At 68.5% G+C, this 25,691-nt stretch carries 23 protein-coding genes; 17 read left to right on the top strand and 6 right to left on the bottom strand.

Features of this window, described 5'->3' with window-relative positions; all coding sequences use genetic code 11:
* Window positions 1-46 precede the first annotated feature (46 nt).
* The 8 genes from A4F85_RS25005 (at window position 47) to pbpC (ending at window position 8,590) form a co-directional block, all read left to right on the top strand.
* Window positions 47-1,114 carry an ABC transporter ATP-binding protein gene (locus A4F85_RS25005; protein WP_063328155.1) on the top strand — a complete coding sequence of 356 codons (1,068 nt, stop codon included), beginning with the start codon at window positions 47-49 and terminating at the stop codon, window positions 1,112-1,114.
* A 100-nt stretch (window positions 1,115-1,214) separates the two neighbouring features.
* Window positions 1,215-2,510, top strand: coding sequence for an ABC transporter substrate-binding protein (locus A4F85_RS25000; protein WP_063328154.1), 1,296 nt, complete (start codon window positions 1,215-1,217; stop codon window positions 2,508-2,510).
* A 21-nt stretch (window positions 2,511-2,531) separates the two neighbouring features.
* Window positions 2,532-3,428, top strand: coding sequence for a carbohydrate ABC transporter permease (locus A4F85_RS24995; protein ID WP_063328153.1), 897 nt, complete (start codon window positions 2,532-2,534; stop codon window positions 3,426-3,428).
* Window positions 3,425-4,273: a carbohydrate ABC transporter permease gene (locus tag A4F85_RS24990; RefSeq protein WP_063328152.1), complete on the top strand. Its 849-nt coding sequence runs from the start codon at window positions 3,425-3,427 to the stop codon at window positions 4,271-4,273. Before A4F85_RS24995 ends, A4F85_RS24990 begins: the two co-directional genes overlap by 4 nt.
* A gap of 48 nt (window positions 4,274-4,321) precedes the next feature.
* Window positions 4,322-4,711, top strand: coding sequence for a VOC family protein (locus tag A4F85_RS24985; protein WP_012207101.1), 390 nt, complete (start codon window positions 4,322-4,324; stop codon window positions 4,709-4,711).
* Window positions 4,708-5,577 carry an endonuclease/exonuclease/phosphatase family protein gene (locus A4F85_RS24980; RefSeq protein ID WP_063328151.1) on the top strand — a complete coding sequence of 290 codons (870 nt, stop codon included), beginning with the start codon at window positions 4,708-4,710 and terminating at the stop codon, window positions 5,575-5,577. Before A4F85_RS24985 ends, A4F85_RS24980 begins: the two co-directional genes overlap by 4 nt.
* A 94-nt stretch (window positions 5,578-5,671) precedes the next feature.
* Window positions 5,672-6,232, top strand: a complete 561-nt coding sequence (locus A4F85_RS24975) for an HdeD family acid-resistance protein (protein ID WP_012207099.1) — start codon at window positions 5,672-5,674, stop codon at window positions 6,230-6,232.
* 33 nt (window positions 6,233-6,265) lie between these two features.
* Entirely contained in the window at window positions 6,266-8,590 is a 2,325-nt protein-coding gene (pbpC, locus tag A4F85_RS24970) for a penicillin-binding protein 1C (RefSeq protein WP_063328150.1), read from the top strand.
* A gap of 17 nt (window positions 8,591-8,607) precedes the next feature.
* Here pbpC and A4F85_RS24965 read toward each other — a convergent pair whose 3' ends face one another.
* Entirely contained in the window at window positions 8,608-9,306 is a 699-nt protein-coding gene (locus A4F85_RS24965) for a TetR/AcrR family transcriptional regulator (RefSeq protein ID WP_063328149.1), read from the bottom strand.
* A gap of 128 nt (window positions 9,307-9,434) precedes the next feature.
* On the opposite strand from A4F85_RS24965, the gene A4F85_RS24960 reads away from it, so the two are divergent.
* Together A4F85_RS24960 and A4F85_RS24955 are read left to right on the top strand one after the other, a co-directional pair.
* Window positions 9,435-10,379 carry a tripartite tricarboxylate transporter substrate binding protein gene (locus A4F85_RS24960; protein WP_012207096.1) on the top strand — a complete coding sequence of 315 codons (945 nt, stop codon included), beginning with the start codon at window positions 9,435-9,437 and terminating at the stop codon, window positions 10,377-10,379.
* A 25-nt stretch (window positions 10,380-10,404) separates the two neighbouring features.
* A complete protein-coding gene (locus A4F85_RS24955) occupies window positions 10,405-10,956 on the top strand; it encodes a cupin domain-containing protein (protein WP_012207095.1) in 552 nt (183 codons plus the stop codon).
* Between the two features lies 1 nt (window position 10,957).
* Here the strand turns inward: A4F85_RS24955 and A4F85_RS24950 are convergent, their stop codons facing one another.
* Both A4F85_RS24950 and A4F85_RS24945 read right to left on the bottom strand, forming a co-directional pair.
* Window positions 10,958-11,965, bottom strand: coding sequence for a bifunctional helix-turn-helix transcriptional regulator/GNAT family N-acetyltransferase (locus A4F85_RS24950; protein ID WP_063328148.1), 1,008 nt, complete (start codon window positions 11,963-11,965; stop codon window positions 10,958-10,960).
* Between the two features lie 155 nt (window positions 11,966-12,120).
* Entirely contained in the window at window positions 12,121-13,779 is a 1,659-nt protein-coding gene (locus A4F85_RS24945) for an L-lactate permease (protein WP_013800968.1), read from the bottom strand.
* A gap of 219 nt (window positions 13,780-13,998) precedes the next feature.
* Here A4F85_RS24945 and A4F85_RS24940 point away from each other — a divergent pair, with 219 nt between their 5' ends.
* Window positions 13,999-15,174: an alpha-hydroxy acid oxidase gene (locus A4F85_RS24940; protein WP_034396710.1), complete on the top strand. Its 1,176-nt coding sequence runs from the start codon at window positions 13,999-14,001 to the stop codon at window positions 15,172-15,174.
* A 64-nt stretch (window positions 15,175-15,238) separates the two neighbouring features.
* Here the strand turns inward: A4F85_RS24940 and A4F85_RS24935 are convergent, their stop codons facing one another.
* Window positions 15,239-16,939 (bottom strand): 2-isopropylmalate synthase, encoded by a 1,701-nt coding sequence (locus tag A4F85_RS24935; RefSeq protein ID WP_063328147.1) that lies wholly within the window; start codon window positions 16,937-16,939, stop codon window positions 15,239-15,241.
* A gap of 296 nt (window positions 16,940-17,235) precedes the next feature.
* Between A4F85_RS24935 and A4F85_RS24930 the strand changes: the two genes are divergently transcribed.
* On the top strand, window positions 17,236-18,087 hold the full coding sequence (locus A4F85_RS24930; protein WP_063328589.1) for an AraC family transcriptional regulator: 852 nt from the start codon (window positions 17,236-17,238) through the stop codon (window positions 18,085-18,087).
* Between the two features lie 15 nt (window positions 18,088-18,102).
* Here A4F85_RS24930 and A4F85_RS24925 read toward each other — a convergent pair whose 3' ends face one another.
* Window positions 18,103-18,651, bottom strand: coding sequence for a DUF3455 domain-containing protein (locus A4F85_RS24925; RefSeq protein ID WP_013800972.1), 549 nt, complete (start codon window positions 18,649-18,651; stop codon window positions 18,103-18,105).
* A gap of 313 nt (window positions 18,652-18,964) precedes the next feature.
* Between A4F85_RS24925 and A4F85_RS24920 the strand changes: the two genes are divergently transcribed.
* From A4F85_RS24920 to A4F85_RS24900, 5 genes are all read left to right on the top strand, one after another.
* Window positions 18,965-19,549, top strand: a complete 585-nt coding sequence (locus tag A4F85_RS24920) for an RNA polymerase sigma factor (RefSeq protein WP_013800973.1) — start codon at window positions 18,965-18,967, stop codon at window positions 19,547-19,549.
* Between the two features lie 37 nt (window positions 19,550-19,586).
* Complete coding sequence (locus A4F85_RS24915) at window positions 19,587-20,414, top strand: anti-sigma factor (protein ID WP_043821459.1); 828 nt, start codon at window positions 19,587-19,589, stop codon at window positions 20,412-20,414.
* 232 nt (window positions 20,415-20,646) lie between these two features.
* A complete protein-coding gene (locus tag A4F85_RS24910; protein ID WP_043821460.1) occupies window positions 20,647-21,585 on the top strand; it encodes a DMT family transporter in 939 nt (312 codons plus the stop codon).
* 42 nt (window positions 21,586-21,627) lie between these two features.
* On the top strand, window positions 21,628-22,950 hold the full coding sequence (dinB, locus tag A4F85_RS24905; protein WP_063328146.1) for a DNA polymerase IV: 1,323 nt from the start codon (window positions 21,628-21,630) through the stop codon (window positions 22,948-22,950).
* Between the two features lie 191 nt (window positions 22,951-23,141).
* The gene (locus tag A4F85_RS24900) at window positions 23,142-24,701 is read left to right on the top strand and encodes a methyl-accepting chemotaxis protein (protein ID WP_063328145.1); all 1,560 of its coding nucleotides are present in this window, start codon (window positions 23,142-23,144) and stop codon (window positions 24,699-24,701) included.
* A gap of 23 nt (window positions 24,702-24,724) precedes the next feature.
* Here the strand turns inward: A4F85_RS24900 and queF are convergent, their stop codons facing one another.
* On the bottom strand, window positions 24,725-25,573 hold the full coding sequence (gene queF, locus A4F85_RS24895; protein WP_063328144.1) for an NADPH-dependent 7-cyano-7-deazaguanine reductase QueF: 849 nt from the start codon (window positions 25,571-25,573) through the stop codon (window positions 24,725-24,727).
* Window positions 25,574-25,691: the final 118 nt, after the last annotated feature.

The raw sequence follows: 25,691 nt of genomic DNA, 5'->3' as shown, positions 1-25,691 counted from the left end.
GGTGGCGCGACACGGGCCTGTCACACAGCCTTCCTAGACTGGCGTGATGTCCTTGATCGAGATGGAAGGTGTCGCCAAGTCCTGGGGCGGCACCACGGCACTGCAGGCGCTGGATCTGCGCATTGAACCCGGATCCTTTTGCGTGCTGCTCGGTCCCTCGGGCTGCGGCAAGTCCACCACGCTGCGCATCATCGCGGGCCTGGAAAGCGCCACCTCGGGCCGTGTGCGCATCGATGGCCAGGACGTCACCCAACTGCCGCCCGCTCGGCGCGGCATTGCCATGGTGTTCCAGAACTACGCGCTGTTCCCGCACCTGACGGTGGCGCAGAACATCGGCTTCGGCCTGTCCGTGCGCAAGGTCCCGGCGGCCGAGGCGCGCCGGCGCATCGACGAGGCCGCCGCGCTGCTGGGCCTGGACGCGCTGCTGGCGCGCCGGCCCGGGCAATTGTCGGGCGGCCAGCAGCAGCGCGTGGCGCTGGGCCGTGCCCTGGTGGCCCGCGCCCGCGTCTGCCTGATGGATGAGCCGCTGTCCAACCTCGACGCCCAGCTGCGCCAGGAAATGCGCACCGAGCTGCGCGAACTGCAGCGGCGGCTGGGCCTGACCGTGGTCTATGTCACGCACGACCAGGCCGAGGCCATGGGCATGGCCGACCAGGTGGTGCTGCTCAGCCAGGGGCGCGTGGAGCAGTGCGCTGCGCCCCAGGAGATCTACAGCCGGCCCGCCACCACCTTTGCGGCGCGCTTCATCGGCACGCCGGCCATGAACATCGCGCGCCTCGACGGCCTGCACATCGCGGGCAGCCATGCCAGCGCCGCGCCCGCCGGCCTGCAGCAGCCGGGCCAGGCGCGCTGGCTGGGCGTCAGGCCCGAGGACATGCGCCTGTCGCTCCATGGCGATGTCGGCAGCGGCCCCGTGGTGGCTGCCGACATCGAAAGCCTCGAATACCTGGGCGCCGACCTGGTGCTGCGCTGCCGCGTGGGCAGCGAACAACTGATGGTGCGCACCGCTGGCAGCCAGCTCGGCGGCCTGCAGCCGGGCCAGCTCGTGGGCCTGCGCTGGGCGCGCGAGGCCACGCATTTCTTTGACGAAAAGGGGCGGCGCTGCACGGCCTGATGCCGAGGCACCGGCCCCCAATTCCTTCGCCAATCCACCGTTTCAGCCGTTTCAGCCGTTCCGGCTTTCGCATCCGAAGCACCTTCCAGGAGAGTCCGCCATGCAACGCCATGCCTTCATCAAAACCCTCGCAGCCGCTGCCGCCGTGGCCGCCACGGGCCTGCTGAACACCGCCAGCGCACAGACGCCGCTGGAGGTGCCGTTCTACTACCCCGTGGCCGTGGGCGGCCCCATCACCAAGGTGATCGACGGCTATGCGGCCGAGTTCAACAAGGCCCATCCGCAGTACCGGATCACGCCCGTCTATGCGGGCACCTACCAGGAGACCATCGTCAAGGCGCTGACGGCCCACAAGTCGGGCAAGCCGCCGGCCAGCTCGGTGCTGCTGTCCACCGACATGTTCACGCTGATCGACGAGGACGCCATCGCCCCCATCGACGACTTCGTGAAGACCGATGCCGACCGGGCCTGGCTCAAGGGCTTCTACCCGGCCTTCATGGCCAACAGCCAGACGGGCGGCAAGACCTGGGGCGTGCCCTTCCAGCGTTCCACCGTGGTCATGTACTACAACAAGGAAGCCTTCAAGGAAGCCGGCCTGGACCCGAACAAGGCGCCGCAGAACTGGAAGGAACTCAAGGAAGCCGCCCACAGGCTGACGAAGAAGGACGCCAGCGGCAAGGTCGTGCAGTACGGCATACAGATCCCGTCCACCGGCTTTGCCTACTGGATGCTGCAGACCCTGACCACGCCCAATGACGTGCTGCTGGCCAACGAGGCCGGCACCCAGGTCACGCTGGACAGCCCCAAGGTAGTGGAGGCGCTGGACTTCTGGGTGGGCCTGGTCAAGGAGGGCGTGCACCCGGCCGGCGTGGTGGAGTGGGGCACGACGCCCAAGGACTTCATGGAAAAGAAGGCTGCCATCATCGTCACCACCACGGGCAACCTGACCAATATCCGAGCCAATGCCAAATTTGACTTCGGCGTGGGCCAGATCGCAGGCAACGTGCGCAAGGGCTCGCCCACGGGCGGCGGCAACTTCTACCTGTTCAAGAAGGCGCCCCGGGAGCAGCAGGAGGCGGCCTTCCAGTTCATGAAGTGGGTCACCCAGCCCCCGCTGGCCGCGCAGTGGAGCATGGACAGCGGCTACGTTGCCGTCTCGCCCGCCGCCTATGACACGCCCGCGCTCAAGAAGTACGGCCAGGACTTCCCGCAGGCCCTGGTGGCGCGCGACCAGCTGCCGGTATCGGTGGCCGAGTTCTCCACGCATGAGAACCAGCGCGTGACCAAGGTGCTCAACGACGCCGTGCAGGCCGCCCTCAACGGCAGCAAGACCTCGGCCCAGGCCCTGCAGGATGCGCAAAAGGAAGCAGACCGCATCCTGCGCCGCTACAAGTGATGGCGCAGTGCCGCTGACCGCATGAGCTCCGCTCCCGCCTTCCTTGTCCGTGGCCGCCAGGCCGTCCATGCCTGGCTGATGCTGCTGCCGGCGCTGGTGCTGCTGGTGGCCTTCACGCACTGGCCGGCCGTGGCCACGCTGATCGACAGCCTGCATGCCACGCCGCGCGGCGGCCAGCCGGGGCCATGGGTGGGGCTGGAGAACTACGCCGTGATGGCCGACGACCCGGTGTTCTGGCAGGCCGTGCGCAACAACCTGTGGTTTGCGGCGGCCACGATTCCGCTGTCCATGGCGCTGGCGCTGGCCATGGCGCTTTGGGTCAACGAGAGGCTGGCCGGCCGCGCCTTCGTGCGCATGGCGTATTTCACGCCCACGGTGCTGCCCATGATTGCCGTGGCCAACATCTGGCTGTTCTTCTACACGCCGCAGTACGGGCTGCTGGAGCAACTGCGCGGCGCACTGGGCCTTCCCGCGCACAACTGGCTGGGCGACCCGTCCACGGCGCTGGCCTGCGTGACCGTGGTGGCAGTGTGGAAGGAGGCGGGCTTTTTCATGATCTTCTACCTGGCCGCGCTGCAGACCCTCAACCCCAGCCTCAAGGAGGCGGCGGCCATCGAGGGGGCCTCGCGCTGGTACTTCCTGCGCCGCGTGCAGTGGCCGCTGCTGATGCCGACCACGCTGTTCGTGCTGGTCAATGCGGTGATCAATGCCTTCCGCCTGGTGGACCATCTCTTCATCCTCACGCGCGGCGGGCCGGACAACGCCTCCACGCTGCTGCTCTATCACCTCTACGAAGTGGGCTTCAAGTTCTGGGACACGGGCTATGCGGCGGCCCTGACCGTGGTGCTGGTCGCCGTGCTGGCGGCCGTGGCGCTGCTGCAGTTCTTCGTGCTCGACAAGAAGGTGCACTACCAATGAGTGCCGCACCCATTGCCCCGCGCCATGCGCCGCCCGCGCTGTACGGCGCCACCTGGCTGGACACGCTGGCCGCCTGGCTGCTGGCCCTGCTGTGGATACTGCCGCTGGCCTATGCGTTCTGGACGGCCTTCCATCCGCCCGAATACTCGGCACGCTTCGACCTGGCCGCGCCCTGGACGCTGGAGAACTTTCGCCGTGCCTTGCAGGCCGCGCCCTTTGCGCGCTATTTCCTGAACACGGCCGTGCTGGTGGTCATGATTTTGGCGGCCCAGCTGGTGCTGGGCACGCTGGCGGCCTATGCCTTTGCGCGCTACCGCTTTCGCGGCCAGGGCCTGGCCTTTGCCCTGGTGCTGGTGCAACTGATGATCATGCCGGACATCCTGCTGGTGGCGAACTACCAGACCCTGTCGCGCCTGGGCGCCGTCGATACGCTGCTGGGCATCGGCCTGCCGTACTTCGCATCGGCCTTTGCCATCTTTTTGCTGCGCCAGACCTTCCTGGGCATTCCCCGGGAACTGGACGAGGCCGCGCGGGTGGAGGGCGCCAGCACCCTGCAGATCCTGTGGCGCGTCTACGTGCCGCTGGTGCGGCCCGTGTACCTGGCGTTCGCGCTGGTGTCGGTGAGCTTTCACTGGAACAACTTCCTGTGGCCGCTGATCATCACCAACAGCGTGCAGGCGCGCCCGCTCACCGTGGGGCTGCAGGTGTTCTCCAGCGTGGAGTCGGGCGTGGAATGGGCCACCATCACGGCCGCCACGCTGATGAGCTCGGGCCCGCTGCTGGTGGCCTTCGTGCTGTTCCAGCGCCAGTTCGTGCGGAGCTTCATGCGTGCGGGGATCAAGTGAGGGCGGTGCTAAAGTTCCTTGTCCCAGCCTTTCACCCCGAGGTCCACCATGTCCGGTCCCGCATCCGCAGGTCTGTTCATCTACGCCAAGCAGCCTGACCGGCTGGCGCTGTTCTACATGGAGGTGCTGGCCATGCGCATGCTGCACCACACGAGCGAGCTCATGGTGCTGCAGTCGCCGGACCTGCAACTGGTGCTGCACGCCATTCCCGAGGCGATTGCGCGGCACATCACCATCACCGAGCCACCCCAGCCGCGCGAGAACGTGGCCCTCAAATTCTTTGCCACCGTGACCAGCTTCGCGGCCGTTCGTCCCCTGGTCATCGCCCATGGCGGCCAGCTGTGGGAGCAGTCCTGGCAGGGTCCTGGCTTTCGCGTCTGCAACGCCATGGACCCCGAAGGCAACCTGTTCCAGCTGCGCGAGCCGCTGCCCGCATGATGCAGATCCTCACCTGGAACACCCAATGGTGCCTGGGCCTGGACGGCCGCATGGACCCGCAGCGCATCGTGGCGCATGCGCTGTCCATGGCCGATATCGACGTGCTGTGCCTGCAGGAAATCGCCATCCACTATCCCGGCCTGCAGGGTGCGCCCGGCGACCAGGTGGCGCAGATCCGCCAGGCCCTGCCCGAAGGCTGGAAGGTCTTCTTCGGTGCCGCCGTGGACGAGTTCACGGCCGTGGGCCGGCAGCGCTTTGGCAACCTGGTGGCCACGCGCCTGCCGGTGCTGCAACTGGCCCACCACCGCCTGCCGTATCCGCACGATGGCGGCGTGCGCAGCATGCCGCGCTGCTGCACGGCGGCCACGGTGATGGATGCCGCGCTGGGCCCCGTGCGGGTGATGAGCACCCATCTCGAATATTTCTCGCGCCGCCAGCGCATGTCCCAGGCGCTGGCGCTGCGTTCCCTGCAGATCGAGGCCCTGGGCCAGGCCGAGGCGCCGCCCCAGCCCGCCAGCGACGGCTCGCCCCAGCAGACCAAGCCGCACACGCCGCATGCCGTGCTCTGCGGCGATTTCAACTTCGAGCCGCATGAGGACGAATACGCCGGCCTGTCCCGGCCCTGGGCGGCCGGAGAGGAAGGCGCACTGAGCGCCGGCCAGTGGCACAACAGCTGGAGCGTGCTGCACCCGGACCAGCCCCAGCCGCCCACCTTCCGGTTGTTCGACCGCCAGTGGGGCCCCGAGCCCGGCGCCTGCGATTTCGCCTGGGTCAGCGACAGCCTGCGCGGCCATGTGCGTGGCTGGGCCGTGGACAGCGACACAAGGCTCTCGGACCACCAGCCCGTGCTGCTGCAACTGGATTGATCCAGGTCAGGGTCCGCCGCCAAGCCGGCCTTCGCCTACAGACAGTGTGGCGGGCCTGCTCCAAGGTCATGGGGACTGTTTTGAAGGAGCATCCATGAGCCCCAATCCGCTGTCCACGATTCTTCACCGCACCTGGTGGGTGCTGCTGCTGCGCGGCCTGGTCGCCATCGCCTTCGGCGTGCTGACCTGGGCGCAGCCGGCGGTATCGCTGGCGGCGCTGGTGCTGACCTTCGGTGCCTTCACCTTTGTCGATGGCCTGCTGGGCGTGTATTCGGCCATCCAGGGGCGAGACCAGATGCGCCATTGGTGGGTGCTGCTGCTATGGGGCCTGGCTGGCGTGGTGGTGGGCGTGCTCACCGTGGTCGCGCCCGGCGTCACGGCGCTGGTCATGACGCTGTACATCGGCGCCTGGGCCCTGGTCACGGGCCTGCTGCAGATCGTGGCGGCCGTGCGGCTGCGCAAGGAGATCACGGGCGAGTGGCTGCTGATCCTGGGCGGCGTGCTGTCCGTGCTGTTCGGCGCCTTCGTGCTGGCCCAGCCGGGCGCGGGCATGATGGCCATGCTCTGGGTGCTGGCCACGTATGCGGTGGTCTTCGGCGTGCTCATGGTGCTGCTGTCCTTCAAGCTCAAGAAGGGCATACGCCATTCTTCCTGAGCCGCTGGTGCAAAGGCGGACAATGCCGGCTCCATGATCGAATCCCGGCGACCTTCTCCCTTCATGCGTCTTCCCCGCGCGGCCCTGGCGGCCGCGCTGCTGTTCGCGGCGGCAGGTGCCGCCCAGGCGCTGCCCAGCTTTTCCGAAGTCCGCGAAGGCCATCGTTCCTCCGAGACCGAATTGCTCTCGCGCGAGGGCGAGGTGCTGCAGCGCCAGCGCACCGACGCCAGCGTGCGCCGTGGCGACTGGGTGGCCCTGGCCGACATCTCGCCCGCGCTGCGCACGGCCCTGGTCGTCAGCGAGGACAAGCGCTTCTACGAACACAGCGGCGTGGACTGGACTGCAGTGTCCGCCGCCGCCTGGGGCAACCTCTGGAACCAGCGCACGCGAGGCGCCAGCACCATCACCATGCAGTTGGCGGGCCTGCTGGATGGCGACTGGCGCCAGGGCCCGGGCGGGCGCAGCGTGGTGCAGAAACTGGGCCAGACCGTGTCGGCCCAGGTGCTGGACCGGCGCTGGCGCAAGGACCAGATCCTGGAGGCCTACCTGAACCTGGTGCCCTTCCGTGGCGAGATCGTGGGCATCGATGCGCTGTCGCGCACCCTGTTCGGCAAGGCCGCGCACGGGCTGGACGCGCGCGAGGCCGCCATTGCCGCCGCCCTGGTGCGCGCGCCCAACGCCTCGCCCGAGCGCGTGGGCCGGCGCGCCTGCGGCGTGCTGCAGTCGCTGGCGCCCGAGGATGCGGCGGCGCGCGACTGCACGGCCATGGAACTGCTCACCGCCAGCGTGCTGCTGCGCCGGCAATGGGCGGCCAGCGAAGGCCAGGCCCCGCATCTGGCGCGTCGCCTGCTGGCCGAGCCGCAGTCCAAAGGCCAGGCCCGCGTGCGATCCACGCTGAGCGCGCCCGTGCAGCGCTTTGCCGTGCAAAGCCTGCAGCAGCAACTGCGCGAGCTGCAGGGCCGCAACGTGGAGGACGGCGCCATCGTCGTGCTGGACAACGCCACGGGCGAGGTGCTGGCCTGGGTGGGCTCGTCGGGCGAATTGAGCCAGGCGGCCGAGGTGGATGGCGTCACGGCCATGCGCCAGCCCGGCTCCACGCTCAAGCCCTTTCTCTATGCCCAGGCGATTGCCGAGCGGCGGCTGACGGCGGCCTCGCTGATCGAGGATTCATCGGCCCACATTCCCACGCAGAACGGGCTCTACATCCCGCAGAACTACGACCGGCGCTTCAAGGGCTGGGTCTCGGCGCGCACGGCGCTGGCGTCGTCGCTCAACGTGCCGGCCGTGCGCACCCTGGTCATGGTCACGCCCGATGCCTTCTTCTCGCAGCTGCAGCGGCTGGGCCTGCCGCTGCGCGAAAGCGGCGGCTACCACGGCTTCAGCCTGGCGCTGGGCAGCGCCGAGGTGCCGCTGCTGCAGCTCACCAATGCCTACCGCGCCCTGGCCAACGGCGGGCAACTGACGCCCGTACGCTGGGCGGCGCAGCCCACGGGCGCGGGGTCCGCAGCGCAAAAGCCGGCTGCGCCCGTGCAGGCCATCGACGCACGCGCGGCCTTCATCGTGGGCGACATCCTGTCCGATCCCATGGCGCGCGCGCCCACTTTCGGCACGGACAGCGTGCTGGCCACGCGCTTCTGGTCGGCCGTCAAGACCGGCACCAGCAAGGACATGCGCGACAACTGGGCCGTGGGCTGGTCGCAGCGCTACACCGTGGGCGTGTGGGTGGGCAATGCGCGCGGCGAGGCCATGCACTCGGTCAGCGGCACCAGCGGCGCGGCACCTGTCTGGGCCGCCGTGATGGGCTTCCTGCATGCCCGCACACCCAGCCGCGCGCCCAAGGCGCCGGCGGGTGTGCTGCAGCAGGCGGTGCGCTTCGGCCCCGATGCCTCGGGCCTGCCGCTGGAGAGCGCACGCAGCGAGTGGTTCGTGGCGGGCACGCAGCAGAGCCTGTTCGCCATGGCAGGCAGCGGCCTGCCTGCCGCATCCGCATCGACACGCGGGACTTCGGCGGCCTCGCCCGTGCGCATTGCGCGCCCGGCCAACGGCACCATTCTCGCGCTGGACCCCGACATTCCGCCGGACCGACAGCGCGTGCAGCTGTCGGCCCGGCCCTCGGGCACGGCCGCCACGCAGGAATGGCAGGATGCGAGCCTGCGCTGGCGCATGGTCAGCGCCGCCCCGCCCGGCGCGGCCGAGCCGCCGCCCAAGGAGATCGGCCGGGGTGCTGCCGCTGCCTGGATGCCCTGGCCCGGCCGGCACCGGCTGGAACTGGTCGATGCCAAGGGGCAGGTGCTGGACAGCGTGCAGGTGGAGGTGCGCGGCGCCGGCGTGGTGGCTTCGCGCGCGGGCGGGCGCTGATCAGGCGCCGGTCGTGATCACTGCGCCGCGCGGGGGCCCGCCGCGCGGAAGCCCGCCGCACGGAAGCCCGCCGCACGGAAGCCCGCCGCAGTGAAGGCCACCAGCTCGTCGATCACATGCTCCACGGGGTCGGCGCGGTGGCCGCCGCCCAGCATGCGGCTGACTCGGCCGTTGTCGGAGCGGATGTACATCATGGCGCCGTACATGCATTCCAGGCGCCACTGGAAATCGTGCTGCGACAGCTGCGGCAGAGCCTGGCGCAGCAGGGCCGCAAAGCGTTTGGCAGCCTCGTCGTAGGCGGCAAACACCACTTCCCTGACTGCCTGGTCGGGATCGACCGAGCACAGGGCCGTGACGCGGTTGAAGTCGGCCTCGCCCTCGCTATGGGCGGCGCGCAGCGCAGGGGCGATGAAGGCCCGAAGAATGTCCTCCACGGCGGGCTGCGGCGACTGCTGCTCCAGCCTTTGCAGCAGCGCATGGCGCTGTCCGTTGACGGCCATCACGCGCTGCTCGAACAAGGCCTTGAGCAGGCCCAGCTTGTTGCGGAAGTGGTAGTGGATGGCGCCCGTGTCTACCTCGGCCAGCGCCATGACGGCGCGCAGCGACGTGCCCGCGTAGCCATGCCGCGCAAACAGCTGCTCGGCGGCTTGCAGAAGGCGTTCGCGGGCCTGGGCGCGGGGTTCCTCGGCCGCGGTGTCATCGGTGCTGGACGTCATGGCTGCGGATCATAGACAGCGCCAGGCCCTTGCCGCACCAAACCATGGCATGGTGGTGACATGGATTGATTCAGTCGACTGACTGAATTAACATGCGCAGCCATCACACAACGACAAGGAGACACAGCATGACCACCCGCAAGTGGCTCGGCGCCCTGATGGCGCTGGGCTGCACCCTGGCCACCGCGCAGGAGCCGTTCCCGTCGCGGCCGCTGACCCTCATCAACCCCTGGGCGGCGGGCAGCTCCACCGACGTGATGGCGCGTACGTTGGCCGAGGAATTCCGCAAGCAGCTGGGCCAGAGCGTGGTCGTGGTCTCGCGCGACGGGGGCTCGGGCGTGATCGGCATGAATGTGCTGGCCCAGGCGCCGGCCGACGGGCTGACGCTGGCCTTCACGCCCATGACCCCCATCACCGTGCAGCCCCACTACGTCAAGGGCCTGAAGCTGGGGCCCGACAGCGTGCAGCCGCTGTGCGGCGTGACGGAGAACATCCTGGGCGTCAGCGTGCGCGCAGACAGCCCTTTCAAGACGATAGGCGAGCTGGTGGCGGCGGCGAAGAAGGGCTCGCTGAGCTACGGATCGCCGGGACCGAACTCGGCGCCCTTCCTGGCCATGGACCAGCTGGAGCGCGACCAGGGCCTCAAGCTCGTGCATGTGCCCTACAAGGGCGATGCCGGCTCGATACAGGAATTGCTGGCCGGGCGGCTGGACTTCGTCAGCAGCATCGCGGCCTCGGCTGCGCCCCAGATACGCGCGGGCAAGCTGCGCCTGCTGGCCGTGGCCTCGGAGCGCCGCCACCCGGCCTTCCCCGAGGTGCCCACCTTCAAGGAACTGGGCATGGCGGTGCAGGAGGAATCGTTTGCGGGCCTGTTCGTGCCGCGTGGCGTGCCCGAGGCGGTGCTGGGCCGGCTGGACGCTGCCTGCGCCGCCGCCGCGCGGTCCGATGCCGTCAGGCAGGTGGCCCAGCGCGGCGACCAGGTGGTCTTCCACCAGGACCGCCGCCAGTGGGACCGGCGCATCCACGACGAATTCCGCAAACAGGGCGCAGCGGCCGAACGCCATGCGCAGTGACCTCCTTTCCGCCATCTCTCCATCCATGACCGATTCCAGCCTGCCCCCCATCCGCCGCGTGATCACGGCCAACGACGCACAGGGCCGCTCCTTCATCGCCGAGGACGGCGCCTCGCCCGCCGTGCGCCTGGTCGAGGAACGCCCCGGCTACCGCATCACCAACCTGTGGCGCACCGATGCCTCACCCGCGCAGATCAATGCGCCCGACACCATTGCCATCCACCAGGGCGTGGCACCGCCGCCCTATGGCACGGTGCTGCGCATCCTGGACATTCCGCCCGAACCTGCCGATCCGCAGGAGCTGGCGCGCGCCCTGCATGCCACCTTTACACGCATGTACGGCGACGCCCACCGCAACGTGCAGCCCGGCGAGCATCCGGGCATGCACCGCACGGATACCGTGGACTACGCGCTGATGCTGGAGGGCGAGCTGGTCGCCATCCTGGACCGCCAGGAAACCGTGCTGCGCGCCGGTGACGTGCTCATACAGCGCGGCACCAACCATGCCTGGGCCAACCGCTCGGGCCGGCCTGCGCGCATTGCCTTCGTTCTGGTGGCGGGCGAGCAGGGCTCCTGACTCAGGGGGCCTGGCCAGCCCATGCCGCCACGGCAGGGCGTGGCCGCACGAAGCGCTGCTCGATCACGGTCTCGCCCCATTGCTGGCCCGGCCATTCCTCGGCCAGGGTGAAGCCTGACGATTCGTAGAGCCGGCGCGCTGCATCCAGGCCCCGGAAGGTCCACAGCTGGGTGGCCTCGAAGGCCTGCTGGTCGCAGAACGCCAGGGCCTGCTGCAGCAGCTGGCGCCCCGTGCCGGCGCCGCGCAGGCCGTCTTCCAGGATGAACCAGCGCAGATGCGCCTGGCGGTCCTCGGGGTGCTTGCCAAGGTCCTCTCCATCGATGGCCACGGAGCCCACGATGCGGTCGCCGTCCAGCGCCGTCCACAGCTGGTTGCAGGGCTTGTCCAGCCGGCCCGCGAACTCGGCCAGGCCGCTGGCCACGCGGCTTTCGAAGAAGACGCCAAAGCCTGCGTGGCGCGCATAAAAGCGCGCATGCATGTCCACGATGCGGCCCAGGCAGCCGGGCCGGTATCCGGGCAGGACCTGTATCTGTGCGGGCACGGGCACGGGCTGGGGCAGGGGCTCCTCCTGCCGGTGCGCCTGCAGCGCCCGGGCGTACAGTGCCAGCCCTTGGGCGACGGCCTGCTGCTGCGGCGCCTGCATGCGGTCCAGCGCCGCCGTCACCTGCTGGCGCCCGAAGGCCTCGATGGCGGCCAGCGTGCGTCGGCCCTTGGCGGTCAGGGCCAGCTGCTTGACGCGGCCATCCTCTCCATCGGCGGCTTCCTTCAGCTCGCCCGCCTCCACCAGCTTGCGCACCATGCGGCTGACGCTGGATTTCTCCAGCCCCAGGACCAGGGCCAGCTGCGAGGCCGCCATGCGCCCCTGTGCGCCGATCTCCAGGATGGCGTGCACGGCCGAGGGCGGGTAGTCGGTGGCCGCCAGCGTGGCCTGCATGAAGCCCAGCTCGCGCACCATCAGGCGCGAGGCGGCGCGGATGCCATCCACCAGGGAAAGATCGTGCTGCGGCATGGGTGCTCCTTGGGGCCGTGCAGGGTTTGAATATGGTTGCATGGTACAACCATAAATGCCGCTGCGCATCTGTTGATGCAGCGATGCATGCCCCAGGCGTAAAAAAGCCGCCCGGCGCATGCGGGCGGCTGTAGCCTGGCGCAGATGCGCAAGGCTCAATTGACCATCAGGCGGAACGGCCAGACATAGGCCTGCAGCGTCACGAAGATGCCCATCAGGCAGGCCAGGGCGACGGAGTGGAAGAACACGTAGCGCAGGATGTCGCCCTCATGGTTGAACCAGCGCGTGGCCGTGGAGGCGACGACGATGGATTGCGCATCGATCATCTTGCCCATCACGCCCCCCGAGCTGTTGGCCGCGCCCATGAGGTTGGGCGACAGGCCCAGCTGCTCGGCCGCCACCTTCTGCATGCCGCCGAACAGCACGTTCGAGGCCGTGTCCGAACCCGTCAGCGCCACGCCCAGCCAGCCCATCAGGGTGCCGAAGAAGGGGTAGAACACGCCCGTGTTGGCGAAGGCCAGGCCCAGCGTGGTGTCCGTGCCCGAGTAGCGCGTCAGCGTGCCCAGGGCCAGCATCAGCACGATGGTGATGAGCGAATAGCGCACCAGCCAGATGGTGCGCACGAACTGGCTGACCAGTTGCACGGGGTTGTACTTCATGACCAGGCCGCCCACGATGGCCGACAGCAGGATGCCCGTGCCCGTGGCCGACAGCAGGTTCAGCGTGTAGATGGCGCCTTCCTTGGTGGGCTGGCGCACGACGGGCGGCACCTTCTCGATCAGGTTGTGCAGGCCTTCCATGGGAAAGGCGGGCGCGAACAGGCCGTTGAGCGCGGCCTTGACCGAGGGCAGGCCCCAGATGAAGACGAAGACCGTGAGGATGGCCCAGGGCGTCCAGGCGCGGATCACGTCGGCGCGCGGGTGCTGGGTCACGGCGCGGGGCGCCTGGGCTTCGCCGCCGCTGTTCTCATGGCCCTTGAGCGAGGTCGAGCGCCAGATGGTCCTGGGCTGCCACATGCGCAGGAAGCCCACCGTGCAGACCATGGAGACAATGGCCGCGATGATGTCCACCAGCTCGGGGCCGATGAAGTTGGACACCAGGTACTGCGGAATGGCGAAGGACACGCCGGTCACCAAAATGATGGGCCAGATCTCCATCATGGCCTTGCGCCCTGCAAAGGCCCAGATCAGCCAGAACGGCACCAGCACCGAGAAGAACGGCAGCTGGCGGCCGACCATGGCGGTGACTTCCATCAGGTCGTAGCCGTGCACCTTGGCCAGCGTGATCACCGGCGTGCCCAGCGCGCCGAAGGCCACGGGCGCGGTATTGGCGATCAGCGACAGGCCCGAGGCGGCCAGCGGCGAAAAGCCCAGGCCGATGAGGATGGCCGCCGTCACGGCCACGGGCGTGCCGAAGCCGGCCGCGCCCTCGAAGAAGGCGCCGAAGGCGAAGGCGATCAGCAGCAGCTGGATGCGCCTGTCCTCGGTGATGCCGGCAATGGAGTCCTGCAGGATCTTGAAGCTGCCGTTCTTCTCGGTCAGCTGGTGCAGGAAGATGATGTTCAGGACGATCCAGCCGATGGGCAGCAGCCCCGTGAAGCCGCCGAACAGCGCCGCGCGCCCGGCCATGCCTGCCGGCATGTTGTAGACGAAGACCGCGATCACCAGCGCCGCAATCAGCCCGGCGCCGGCCGCCAGATGGGCCTTCATGTGCAAAAAGCCCAATCCCACCAGCATGACCACGACCGGGATGGCCGCGAGCAGTGTGGACAGCCACATGTTGGAAAGAGGGTCGTAGACCTGCTGCCAAACCATAGGAGCGTCTCCTGAAGAGTTTTTAGGATGTTGTGCGGGGCGGATCGTCGCTCTCATGGCTGGTTGGCACACTAGCGTTAGCCCTCGGTTGGGCTGCGAGAGAGAAAATTTCAATCGGCGCACAAATCACTTCAAACCCGAACGGGTGACTGGAACGCGCACTGCGCACTACCATGCTCGGCAGTCCCGCGGCATGCGGGTTCCAGAAAGCCAGAAAACGTGTCCACCGACCTTTCCAAAATCACCTGCATCGAAGACCTGCGCGTCGTGGCCCAGCGCCGCGTGCCGCGCATGTTCTATGACTACGCCGACTCGGGCTCCTACACCCAGGGCACCTACCGCGCCAACGAGGACGACTTCCAGAAGATCAAGCTGCGCCAGCGCGTGGCCGTGAACATGGAGGGGCGCAGCACGCGCACCACCATGATCGGCCAGCAGGTGGCCATGCCCGTGGCCATTGCGCCCACGGGCCTGACCGGCATGCAGCACGCCGACGGCGAGATCCTGGGCGCGCGCGCGGCCCAGGCCTTCGGCATTCCGTTCACGCTGTCCACCATGAGCATCTGCTCCATCGAGGACATTGCCGAGCACACGGCCCGCCATCCGTTCTGGTTCCAGCTCTATGTGATGCGCGACCGCCGGTTCATGGAGCGCCTGATCGAGCGTGCCCGCGCCGCCAACTGCTCGGCCCTGGTGCTGACGCTGGACCTGCAGATCCTGGGCCAGCGCCACAAGGACATCAAGAACGGCCTGTCCACGCCCCCGAAGCCCACGCTGCGCAACCTGGCCAACCTGGCGACCAAGCCGCACTGGTGCCTGGGCATGCTGGGCACCAAGCGCCGCACCTTCGGCAACATCGTCGGCCATGTGGATGGCGTGGCCGACATGAGTTCGCTGTCGTCGTGGACCGCCAGCCAATTCGACCCCAGCCTGAACTGGGGCGATGTGGAGCGCATCAAGAAGCTCTGGGGCGGCAAGCTCATCCTCAAGGGTGTCATGGACGCCGAGGACGCGCGACTGGCGGCCGACAGCGGCGCCGATGCGCTCATCGTCAGCAACCACGGCGGCCGCCAGCTCGACGGCGCACCCTCGTCCATCGAGGCGCTGCCCGGCATTGCCGAGGCGGCGGGCAAGGATATCGAGGTCTGGATGGACGGCGGCATCCGCAGCGGCCAGGACGTGCTCAAGGCGCGTGCCCTGGGCGCCCAGGGCACCATGATCGGCCGCAGCTTCCTCTACGGCCTGGGCGCCTACGGCCAGGACGGCGTGACGCGTGCGCTGCAGATCATCCAGAAGGAGCTGGAGACCACGATGGCCTTCTGCGGCCATACGCAGATCGATACCGTGGACCGCAGCATCCTGCTGCCCGGAACCTATCCGGGCGCCGTGCGCTGAACCGGCAAAAGCTGCACGAGAAAAGGACCGCCTCGGCGGTCCTTTTTTACTTTCAGGCTGCGCCTCAGGCTTGGGCAGGTACGCGCCGGCTTTCCGGCTGCGCCGCCACCAGCCGGCCCGCCGCATGCAGCACGGCCAGGATGGACGCGGTCACGATGTTGGCATGGCGCCCCGCGCCGAAGCGCGTGCCCGCCACGCCGGGCAGGGCGGCCTCGACGATGGCCAGCGCCATGGCCCCGGCGCCCTGGCCCAGGCTGCGCTCCTCGTAGTGGTCAATGCGCAGCGCCACGCCCAGGTGCTGGCCGAGGGCGGCGGCCACGGCATCGATGGGGCCGCTGCCTTCGCCATACAGCTGCAGCCGAAGGCCGTCTGGCCGCACCACTTCCAGCGCAATGCCCTGGCCCTGGGCGCTGTCGAACAGGTGGTGGCTGCGGTAGTGCCAGGGAAGCTGCAGGGGTGCGAGGTAGGTGGCCTCGAACAGCTTCCACAGGTCGTCGCTGGCCAGCTCGGCCTCGCAGGCGTCCGCCTGTTTTTGCACCACGGCGCTGAACTCCACCTGCATGCGGCGCGGCATGGTCACGCCATGGTCACGCTGCAGCAAAAAGGCAATGCCGCCCTTGCCCGACTGGCTGTTGACGCGAACGATGCTGTCGTAGGTGCGGCCCAGGTCCTGCGGGTCGATGGGCAGGTAAGGAACGCGCCAGGGCGCATCGGGCCGCTGCGCCGCAAAGCCCTTGGCGATGGCGTCCTGGTGCGAGCCCGAGAACGCCGTGAACACCAGGTCGCCCACATAGGGGTGGCGCGGATGGATGGGCAGGGCCGTGCATTCCTCCGCAATGCGCGCCACGGCGGCGATGTCCGAGAAGTCCAGGCCCGGCGCGATGCCCTGCGTGTACAGGTTCAGCGCCAGTGTCACCACATCGAGGTTGCCGCTGCGCTCGCCGTTGCCGAACAGGCAGCCTTCCACGCGTTGGGCTCCCGCCAGCAGCGCCTGCTCGGCGCAGGCCACGCCCGTGCCCCGGTCGTTGTGCGGGTGCACGGACAGCACGATGTGCTCGCGCCGTTCCAGGCGGCGGTGCATCCACTCGATCTGGTCGGCGAAGACATTGGCCGTGCTCACTTCCACCGTAGTCGGCAGGTTGATGATCATGGGCCGCGCGGGGCCTGCATCCCAGGCGCGGATGGCCGCGTTGCACACGGCCAGCGACACGTCGAGCTCGGCCATGCAGAAGGTCTCTGGCGAGTACTGCAGCACCCATTCGGTCTCCGGGTGGGCATCGGTCAGTTCGCGCAGCAGGGCGATGTGGTGCTCCACCATGGCGATGATCTCGGGCACCTGCATGCCGAAGACGATCTCGCGCCAGGCCGGGGCAATGGCGTTGTAGAAGTGCACGATGGCGCGCCGCGCTCCGGCCACGCTGTCCACCGTGGCGCGGATCAGGTCCTCGCGCAGCTGGGTGATGACCATGGGCGTCACGTCGCCGGGGATCAGCCCGTTGTCGATCAGGTGGCGCACGATGCCGTAGTCGGTCTGCGAGGCCGAGGGAAAGCCCACCTCGATCTCCTTGAAGCCTATGCGCACCAGTTCGTGGAACAGGCGCAGCTTGCGCTCGCGGTTCATGGGCTCGAACAGGGCCTGGTTGCCATCACGCAGGTCGGTGGACAGCCACACGGGCGCCTGGCTCAACTGGCGTGAGGGCCATTGGCGCTCGGGCAGGTCGACGGCGGGGAAGGGAAGGTATCTGGACGCGGGATTCTTCAGCATGCGGGCCTCGCAGGAAACGCTGGGGTTTGCAGCCACCGGATCGGCCGGTGGCCCCGCTCTCCTGGCTTCCCGGTGTGGGGAAGCTGCGCCAGGCCGGGATCAGGGAGAGTCGGTGCGAAATGCGGCGCCTGCGCAGGCGCCCGGACCCCGGCCATGGGCCAGGGGTGGTAGGGAGGGCGAGGGCAGGCAGTGCATGGTGCGATGGCGGTGAATCACAGGGAACGGATGCCAGTTTGCGGGCAGGGTGTCTGTCTGTCTTTATAGAATTTCTCATTTTCTATATGGATCTGGACAATATGCGCACGACCCATGCCCCGGCTTCGGCAGCCGCCGTTCCCTGCAGCCATGCCGGGCTGCCCGAGCTGCAGGCCGCCGCACCGCTGCCGGTCACGGGCGTGGCCGCCGACTATCCGGCGGGGCTGGAGGTGGAGGAACACTCCCACGAATGCTGCCAGCTGCTCTACGCCGTGCAGGGGGTGCTGGAGGTGCGCGCAGGCAGCGGGCGCTGGGTGGTGCCGCCCACGCGCGGCGTCTGGCTGCGCTCGGGCGTGCCCCACGGCCTGCGCATGCGCGGCGCGGTACAGGTGCGCAGCCTGTTCGTCGATGCGCAGGCCGCTGCAGATCTGCCGGGTACGGACTGCGTGATCGAGGTCTCTCCCCTGCTGCGCGAGCTCATCAGCGAGGTGGCGCGCTGGCCTGCATCGGCACCGCCGGGGCGGCGTGAATCCATGGTGGTCGAGCTATTGCTGCAGGAACTGCGCCAGCCGCCCGTGGTGCCGTTTCACCTGCCCTGGCCGCAGGATGCGCGCATGGCCGCTGTCTGCCATGCGCTGGCCGAAGGAGACGGGGCGGATGGCTTTGCCGCCACAGCCGCCGCAACTGCCACAGCCGCCGACTGGGCCGCACGGCTGGCCATGGGCGAGAAGACCTTCCATCGCCACTTTTTGCAGGCCACGGGAATGAGTTTTGGCCGCTGGCGTCAGCGCGCACGGCTGCTGTCATCCATGCAGGCGCTGCTGGCCGGAAGGCCCATCGTGCAGGTGGCGCTGGAGGCCGGCTATGAAAGCCACAGCGCCTATTCTCTGGCCTTCAGGCGCCAGTTCGGCATGCCGCCCTCGGCCTTCGGGGCCAGGGGCGACAGGCCGTAGGAGGGCCGGGCCGCGTCAGGCCGCCTTCCAGATGATGTAGTCGGCCTGGTACTGCACGACCTGCTTCTGGCCCAGCGTGGAGCTGTTGCAGGCCATGGCAGGGGCCACGCCGCCGCGCGTGGCCACGCGCTGGATATAGGTCACGCCCTGCATGGCGCCCATGCCGGTTGCGGGCTCGGCCTTGACCAGTTGCATGGGGATGTTGCCTGCGCTGGACGGCGCCACGGCGACCTGGGTGGCCGTGACCTTGGAGCCGTCCTGGTGCGCCCAGGTGGCGGGCGGGCCGAAGTAGCGGCCGATGACGCGGCCCTGGCGGTCCGTCAAACGCGCATCAGGGCCGACAAAGGCCCATTCCTGCTCCATCGCCTGGTCCTTCTTGGCGCGGCATTCATAGGTGATCTGGCCTATGCCCACCGTCTCCATGGCAACCTTGTGGCCTGCGGGCACCTGCACGGCGGCCGGCAGGTCGGACTGGGAATAGCTCTTGCCCATGTCCATGGAGGAGCAGGCGCCAAGAGTCAGTGCGGCCATGGTGGCCAGGCCGAGGGGGAGGATGTAGCTCATGAAGGTCTCCAGGTCGATGGGTTGAGGGATGTCGCCTTGAACCGCTGTCCGGGGCGCGACACAGGGAATACGCAGCAAGGCAGCGGCTGGATTCACCTGAATGGAAAAAAAATTTATCCGCATCCGGTTCGCAATGCGCTGCGTATTGCTCACGGAGAGCCGGTGCAAGCCGGGAGACCCCTGCCAGACCTTCTGCAAACCCCCGGCTGAGCACAGATATGCCCCTTGAATCCGATCGAAAGACAGAACAAGCCCCCGGGCGGCCACGCAACAGTGCGGGCCACGGGGCCGCCCGCTCGCCCACAATGCGTGCATGGGCACCACACCAACCGACCAAGAGCTGATGGACCTTCTGGACCGCATCGCCGCGCAGGACGAGCCCGCGCTCCGCAGCCTGTACGAGGCCACCTCGTCCCGGCTGTACGGGCTGGCGTTGCGCATCCTGCGGCACAAGGACTGGGCCGAAGACGTGCTGCAGGACAGCTACCTGCACATCTGGCGCAGCGCCTCGGGCTACCGGGGCACGCTCAGCCCGCCGCTGGCCTGGATGGGGCTGGTGGTGCGCAGCCGGGCCCTGGACTTTCTGCGCCGGCGCCGCGCCGAACGCCTGCACCTGAACGAAGAGTTCGACGAGGCGCAACTGGCGGCCCATGGCGGCGGGAACGATGAAAGCCAGGGCCCGCTGCAACTGGCCGAGGCCAGCGAACAGGCCGTGGCGCTGTACCAGTGCCTGGAGCGGCTGGAAGGCCGCCAGCGCGAGGTGGTCAGCCTGGCCTATCTGCGCGACCTCAGCCATGGCGAGCTGGCGGGCCAGCTGCAACTGCCGCTGGGCACGGTCAAGACCTGGATACGGCGCGGCCTGGAGCAACTGCGCCGCTGCCTGTCACGCCATGCGTGAAGCAGTTGACATGCTCTGAGCGGCCAAAGGATTTGCCATGAATATTTCCCGACACCCCGAACTGCTGGACCGGCTGGCCGCCGCTTACGCCCTGGGCACGCTGCGGGGCGCGGCACGCCGCCGCTTCGAGCAACTGGCCCGTGACCAGGCCCCGGTGCGCGCCGCCGCCCTGCTGTGGCAGGGCCGCTGGTCGGCCCTGTCCGAAATGCAGGCGCCCGTACGCCCTGACGATGCGGTCTGGGTCCGTATCGACAACCTCCTGCAGGCCGAAAAGGCCCGCGCCGCCCAGGCGCACCGGCGGCGCGCCGACGATGCGCCTGGCATGGCCCGGCGCACGGAATCCGCCGTGGGCCGGGCCCTGGCCTGGTGGCGCGGCGCCGCCGTGCTGGGCGCCTGCGCCACCGTGGCGGCCGTGGCCGTGGGGCTGTGGTCGCACCAGGACCTGCGCCAAAGCGGCGAACGCCAGCTGGCCGTGCTGAACAACCAGCTGCAGGCCACCCAGGCTGCGCTGCAGGCCGCGCCCCAGATCCAGTACGTGGCCGTGCTGGCCGACGACAAGGCCGATGCCTCCATGCTCGTGACCTTCGACCCCGGCAAGAACACCCTGGTGCTGCAGCGCGTGGGCGACTTCCATGAGGCCTCCGACAAATCACTGCAGCTGTGGGCCCTGCCGCCCCAGGGCGGCCCGCAATCGCTGGGCGTGCTGGGACGCGACAAGCTGGTCAAGCTGACCGCCGCGGCCGCCGAGGTCCAGGGCGTGCCTGCCCTGGCCATCAGCCTGGAGCCCAAGGGCGGCGTGCCCAGCCAGACCGGGCCCACGGGACCGGTGCTGTTCAAGGGCGCTCTGATCCGGCGCGACCTGTAGCGCGCAGCGCAGGCCCGCTCGCCATTGGCGACGGCCGTGCTGCTGCACAACGCAGCCTGCTTGCCCTGGCCAGAGCAGGGCGCGCGTGCAGCGCTGGCTGGCCGGCCTCTGTTTCGCTGCCGGGCGCGGCAGCCTTCTCCAAGCGCGTGCGCCTGGTGCCCGACCGGCGGCTATGCTGGCCGGCACTCAGTCGCCCGCGCCGTGCCGGCGGTGCCTTCCCTTTTTTGCCGACATGCTTTCTTCCCTCCAAGACCTGACCTGGCTGTGGGTGCCCGTGGTGCTGTTCGCCGCAGCCGCCCAGACCGTGCGCAACACGGCGCAGCGCTCGCTGACCGCCGAGCTCGGCACCCTGCCGGCCACCCTGGTGCGCTTTCTGTACGGCCTGCCGTTTGCAGGCATCTACCTGCTGGCGCTGTACCTTGGAGGCGATGGCGCCTGGTCGCTGCCCCGGTTCTCATGGGCCTACCTGGGCTGGATCGCGCTGGGGGCCTTCTTCCAGGTCGCGGCCACGGCGGCGCTGCTGCTGGCCATGAAGGAGCGCAACTTCGCCGTGGCCGTCACCCTGTCCAAGACCGAGGTGCTGCAGGTGGCCCTGTTCGCCGGCATCTTCCTGCATGAGTTGCCCACCGCCGTGGCGCTGGCGGCCATGGCGCTGGCCACCTTCGGCGTGCTCATCCTGTCGCTGCCGCCGCGCGGCCAGATGCTGTCGCTGTCGGCCTGGGCCAGCCGCTCGGCACTCTACGGCCTGGCCTGCGGTGCCTGCTTTGCCATTGCCACCGTGGGCTATCGGGGCGGCGCCGTGGAACTGGCGCGCCTGGGCGAGATATCTCCCTGGCTGTCGGGCGCCTGGGGCGTGCTGATCGCCCAGCTCATGCAGACCCTGGGCCTGGGCGCCTGGATCGCTCGCACCCACGCGCAGGGCCTGCGCCCCATCTTCCGTGCCTGGCGCGTCTCGCTGCTGGCCGGCGGCATGGGCGCGGCCGCCTCGCTGGCCTGGTTCACCGCCTACGCCATGCAGGGCGCGGCACCCGTGCGCACGCTGGGCATGGTCGAGGTGGTGTTCAGCTACATCGTCTCGCGCCGCGTGCTCAGCGAAAGCCTGAGCCGCCAGGAAATGATCGGCATGGCTCTGATGGTGCTCGGACTGGTGCTGATCTGCCTGCAGGGATGAATGGTCCAGGGCTTGCGTGAACAGGCCCTGCAGGCTGTATGAATGCACAGTTGCCGCAATAATGGCGGCGTGCCTGAAACGACACCAACGACACCCACGACACCCGCAAGCCCTGCCGATGCTGCGCCCCCGCGCCGCATCGCCCACCTGGACATGGACGCCTTCTATGCCTCGGTGGAGCTGCTGCGCTATCCGCAGCTCAAGGGGCTGCCCGTGGTCATCGGCGGCGGACGCCGCGCGCACGACGAGGCGCTGGACGCACGCTACGCCGGCCGGCTGCACGAGATTCCGGTGGACGAGTTCTCGCGTCTCAAGGACTACGTGGGCCGGGGCGTGATCACCACGGCCACCTACCCGGCGCGCCAGTTCGGCGTGGGCTCGGCCATGGGCATGATGAAGGCCGCGCGCCTGTGCCCCCAGGCCATCCTGCTGCCCGTGGACTTTGCCGAGGTGCGGCGCTTCTCGCGCATGTTCAAGGAAATCATCGTCTCCATCGCCCCGCTGATGGAGGACCGCGGCGTGGACGAGGTCTACATCGACTTCACCGATGTGCCCGGTGGCCAGCGCGAAGGCGGGCGCGTGCTGGCGCGGCTGATCCAGAAAACCATCACCGACGCCACGGGCCTGACCTGCTCCATCGGCGTGGCGCCCAACAAGCTGCTGGCCAAGATGGCCAGCGAATTCAACAAGCCCAACGGCATCTCCATCGTCCAGCCCGACGATCTGCAGGCCGTGATCTGGCCGCTGGCCTGCCGCAAGATCAACGGCATAGGCCCCAAGGCCGACGCCAAGCTGCAATCGCTGGGCATACAGACCATTGGCGAGCTGGCCACGCAAAGCCTGCCCCAGCTCGTGCAGTGGTTCGGCCGCGCCTACGGCAACTGGCTGCATGGCGTGTCCTGGGGGCGTGATGAGCGGCCCGTGGTCACGCACAGCGAGCCCGTCTCCATGAGCCGCGAAACCACCTTCGAGCGCGACCTGCACGCCGTGCGCGACCGGGCCGAATTGAGCACCATCTTCACCGACCTGTGCGAACGCCTGGCCCAGGACCTGCAGCGCAAGGGCTACATGGGCCGCACTGTCGGCATCAAGCTGCGCTACGACGACTTCAAGACCGCCACGCGGGACCACACGCTGGAACTGCCCATGGCCGATGCCGCCACCCTGCGCCGCGCCGCAGGCCAATGCCTCAAACGCGTGCCCCTGGCCAAGCGGCTGCGCCTGCTGGGCGTGCGCGTGGGCAACCTCGTTCGCACGGCCGACTGGAATGCCACCGCCCACGACCCGCTGGCGCGCGAGCAACTGCTCAGGGGAGCGGCCCAGCCCGCGCCGGACAGCGATCCCTTTACACCTCAACTGTTCTGAATCATCACCACAAATCTGGCGCACACGCTGTAAAACCATGCACCAGTTCCGAGCATGAGACCGCGGTTGCCGTGCTGTGAGATGATTTGGAAATGTGAATTTGTGTTTCCGTTTGATGGATTCCGGTGGCTTCTGAGCGTTTTGCCATGCCATTTCACAAGAACAAGAGACATCCCAAAGGAGTGGTACCCATGCGCGTGAATTTGCCCGTCAGCCAGCTCAACTACGACTTTCCGGGCGATGAGCTGCTGGTATCCGTCACCAACACCAAGGGCGAGATCACCCATTGCAACCCGGCCTTCGTGCGGGTCAGCGGCTATTCCTACGAGGAACTGATCGAGCAGCCGCACAACCTGATCCGCCACCCGGACATGCCGGCCGCCGCCTTCAAGGACATGTGGCGCACCATCGCCCACGGCTACCCGTGGACTGCCCTGGTCAAGAACCGGCGCAAGAACGGCGACCACTACTGGGTGCGCGCCAACGTCACGCCCATCATGGAGGGCGGCCGGCCGCGCGGCTACCTGTCGGTGCGCACCAAGCCCCGGCCGGACGAGATCGAAGCCGCCGAAGCCCTCTATGCCCGCATGCGCGCCGAAGCCGATGCCGGCCAGGAAACCGTGCGACTGCGCGGCGGTGAACTGCGCCGCCTGGGCCTGGCAGGCCTGTGGGACCGCCGCAGCGACCTGGGCCTGACAGCCCGCATGGCGCTGATGCTGGGCGGCGTGGGCCTGGCGGCCATGCTGCCCGACCTGCTGGGCTGGCAGGGCGCCGCAGCCTGGGGCACGCGCCTGGCCGCCTTGCTGGCGGGGGGCAGCTTTGTGCTCTGGCGCTTCCAGCAGCGCTGCGTGGCGGGCCTGGAGCAGGCCAGCGGCTTTGCCGCCGACATTGCCAGCTGCCAGCTGGGCACCAACATGCAGCACGACTACAGCGGCCCCATGGGTGCCCTGATGCAGCGGCTTCAGCAGATCCAGATCAACCTGCGCGCCGTGGTCGGCGACGTGCGCACCGAAATGCGCGGCTTTGCCACCACCGCCCACGAGATCGCCCAGGGCAGCTTCGACCTCGCGCAGCGCACAGAATCCCAGGCCACCAGCCTGCAGCAGACGGCGGCCTCGATGGAAGAGATATCAGGCACCGTGGCGCAGACCGCCGACACGGCACAGCTCATGGCCCATGAAAGCGACCAGAGCCGCCAGGTCGCCGGCAAGAGCGGCGCCGCCATCCAGGAAGTGGGCTCTGCCATGGAGCACATCCGCGGCTCTTCGCGCCGCATGGGCGAGATCATCGGCGTGATCGAAAGCATTGCCTTCCAGACCAACCTGCTGGCCCTGAATGCCGCCGTCGAAGCAGCACGCGCAGGCGAGCAGGGCCGCGGCTTTGCCGTCGTGGCGGGCGAAGTGCGCGCCCTGGCCCAGCGCAGCGCCTCAGCCGCCAAGGAAATCAGCGGCCTCATCAACCGCACCGTGGACGGCATCAACGATGGCAACGCCCGCATGGACGCCGCAGGCCGCACCATCGACGGCATGGTCGACGCCGTGGGCCGCGTCAGCGATCTGGTCCACCAGATCAGCATCGCCACGCGCGAACAATCCGTAGGCATTGCCCAGGTCAACGACGCCGTGGCCCAGCTCGACTCCGTCACCCAGCAAAACGCCGCCCTGGTCGAGCAATCGGCCGGCGCGGCGGGCTCGCTGCGCGCCAGCGCCCAGTCGCTGGAGCGGTCGCTGGAGGTGTTTACGTTGCGGTGAGGGGTAGGGGCCGGCCGCCTCTTTTACTGCCGCGCCGAGCGCACGTTGGCCGGCAAGGCGCCAGGATGGCTGGTGCGGAACGGGTTGATGTCCAGGCCGCCACGGCGCGTGTAGCGTGCGTAGACCGAGAGCTTGAGGGGACGGCAGCGCGTCCAGATGTCCATGAAGATGCGTTCCACGCATTGCTCATGGAATTCGTTGTGGTTGCGGAAGCTCACCAGGTATTGCAGCAGGCCTTCCTGGTCGATCTGCGCGCCGCTGTAGCGGATCTGCACGCTGCCCCAGTCGGGCTGGCCCGTGACCAGGCAGTTGCTCTTGAGCAGGTGGCTGACCAGGGTTTCGGTGACGGGGCCTTCTTCATGGTTGGCGCGCAGCAGCTCCGGGGCGGGCTGGTATTGCGTGCACTCCACATCCAGGCGGTCCAGCAGCAGGCCGTCGAGCTCCTGCACCATTTCCTGGTCGAAGCGGTCCAGGCCGATGATCTTCACGCCGATGCTGCCCTTTTGCTCGCTGCCGCGCCACAGCGCTTCGGCCAGGTCGGTGCGCAGGCGTGCCTGGACTTCGGACGCGTCGGCCAGGCGGGTGTTGTTGAAGCTGTTGAGGTAGAGCTTGAACGACTTGCTTTCGATGAGATTGGGGGTCTCGCAGGGAATCGTGAAATGCACAAGCGCCACCTGCGGCTTGCCGCGCAGGTTGAGCCAGGACAGCTCGAAGGCCGTCCACAGGTCGGCGCCGAAGAAGGGCATCTGGCCGCCCTGCAGGCCGATCTCTTCGCGCTTGGGCGCACGCGGCAACGGGAACAGCAGCGAGGGGTCGTACTGGTCGATGTAGGCGGAGCTTTTGCCCAGCTGGGATTGTTCGGGAGTGTTCATGGAAAAAGGGCCGGCCGTGCCGGCGCTGGTCAGGCCTGGACGGTCCGCGCGGAGCGCGTGGACCCAGGCTTTGAAGCTAACTGAATTTCCATGCCCGCAGGCATGGGCGGCCATATAA

This window comes from Delftia sp. GW456-R20 (assembly GCF_001622915.1).
Taxonomy (GTDB): domain Bacteria; phylum Pseudomonadota; class Gammaproteobacteria; order Burkholderiales; family Burkholderiaceae_C; genus Comamonas; species Comamonas acidovorans.
Note: the sequence above shows the minus strand (reverse complement) of the source record. Positions and strands in the feature narration are given on the sequence as shown.

Coding starts and splice junctions, on each gene's coding strand:
- A4F85_RS25000 (WP_063328154.1), top strand. CDS start 1,215: ATGCAACGCCATGCCTTCATCAAAACCCTCGCAGCCGCTGCCGCCGTG.
- dinB (WP_063328146.1), top strand. CDS start 21,628: ATGCACAGTTGCCGCAATAATGGCGGCGTGCCTGAAACGACACCAACG.
- A4F85_RS24980 (WP_063328151.1), top strand. CDS start 4,708: ATGATGCAGATCCTCACCTGGAACACCCAATGGTGCCTGGGCCTGGAC.
- A4F85_RS24935 (WP_063328147.1), bottom strand. CDS start 16,939: ATGCTGAAGAATCCCGCGTCCAGATACCTTCCCTTCCCCGCCGTCGAC.
- A4F85_RS24920 (WP_013800973.1), top strand. CDS start 18,965: ATGGGCACCACACCAACCGACCAAGAGCTGATGGACCTTCTGGACCGC.
- A4F85_RS24950 (WP_063328148.1), bottom strand. CDS start 11,965: ATGCCGCAGCACGATCTTTCCCTGGTGGATGGCATCCGCGCCGCCTCG.
- A4F85_RS24975 (WP_012207099.1), top strand. CDS start 5,672: ATGAGCCCCAATCCGCTGTCCACGATTCTTCACCGCACCTGGTGGGTG.
- A4F85_RS24990 (WP_063328152.1), top strand. CDS start 3,425: ATGAGTGCCGCACCCATTGCCCCGCGCCATGCGCCGCCCGCGCTGTAC.
- A4F85_RS24915 (WP_043821459.1), top strand. CDS start 19,587: ATGAATATTTCCCGACACCCCGAACTGCTGGACCGGCTGGCCGCCGCT.
- queF (WP_063328144.1), bottom strand. CDS start 25,573: ATGAACACTCCCGAACAATCCCAGCTGGGCAAAAGCTCCGCCTACATC.
- A4F85_RS24965 (WP_063328149.1), bottom strand. CDS start 9,306: ATGACGTCCAGCACCGATGACACCGCGGCCGAGGAACCCCGCGCCCAG.
- A4F85_RS25005 (WP_063328155.1), top strand. CDS start 47: ATGTCCTTGATCGAGATGGAAGGTGTCGCCAAGTCCTGGGGCGGCACC.
- pbpC (WP_063328150.1), top strand. CDS start 6,266: ATGATCGAATCCCGGCGACCTTCTCCCTTCATGCGTCTTCCCCGCGCG.
- A4F85_RS24925 (WP_013800972.1), bottom strand. CDS start 18,651: ATGAGCTACATCCTCCCCCTCGGCCTGGCCACCATGGCCGCACTGACT.
- A4F85_RS24910 (WP_043821460.1), top strand. CDS start 20,647: ATGCTTTCTTCCCTCCAAGACCTGACCTGGCTGTGGGTGCCCGTGGTG.
- A4F85_RS24945 (WP_013800968.1), bottom strand. CDS start 13,779: ATGGTTTGGCAGCAGGTCTACGACCCTCTTTCCAACATGTGGCTGTCC.
- A4F85_RS24960 (WP_012207096.1), top strand. CDS start 9,435: ATGACCACCCGCAAGTGGCTCGGCGCCCTGATGGCGCTGGGCTGCACC.
- A4F85_RS24930 (WP_063328589.1), top strand. CDS start 17,236: ATGCGCACGACCCATGCCCCGGCTTCGGCAGCCGCCGTTCCCTGCAGC.
- A4F85_RS24985 (WP_012207101.1), top strand. CDS start 4,322: ATGTCCGGTCCCGCATCCGCAGGTCTGTTCATCTACGCCAAGCAGCCT.
- A4F85_RS24995 (WP_063328153.1), top strand. CDS start 2,532: ATGAGCTCCGCTCCCGCCTTCCTTGTCCGTGGCCGCCAGGCCGTCCAT.
- A4F85_RS24955 (WP_012207095.1), top strand. CDS start 10,405: ATGACCGATTCCAGCCTGCCCCCCATCCGCCGCGTGATCACGGCCAAC.
- A4F85_RS24900 (WP_063328145.1), top strand. CDS start 23,142: ATGCGCGTGAATTTGCCCGTCAGCCAGCTCAACTACGACTTTCCGGGC.